1 pseudogene is annotated in these 252 nt (G+C 39.7%); it reads right to left on the bottom strand.

The window, feature by feature from the left end:
• A pseudogene (locus tag AAEY68_RS21400) lies at positions 1–220 on the bottom strand (DNA endonuclease SmrA); the annotation flags it as partial.
• Between the last annotated feature and the right edge of the window lie 32 nt (positions 221–252).

The raw sequence follows: 252 nt of genomic DNA on the forward strand, positions 1-252 counted from the left end.
CTTTTTTAAAGCTTAATATGGCAAGTGGATCGAGTAATTCAAGTGGTTCATCCAACGGATTGAACTGTTCAGAGACTAAATCTGATTGTGCTGCTTTATTTTTTTCTTGCTGGGCGATGACCGCTTTATGGTTTTTAGGTGGTAAGGTCACAGTGTCATGCGTTATGGGGGTAACATCTTCCATAGAAGTTAAGAATAAATCGAAATCTGACAATGGCATGGGCTTATCTCAAATTAGGCAAGGGTCTGTTG

This window comes from Pseudoalteromonas sp. RB2-MNA-CIBAN-0110 (assembly GCF_040309305.1).
Classification (GTDB): Bacteria; Pseudomonadota; Gammaproteobacteria; order Enterobacterales; family Alteromonadaceae; genus Pseudoalteromonas; species Pseudoalteromonas arctica.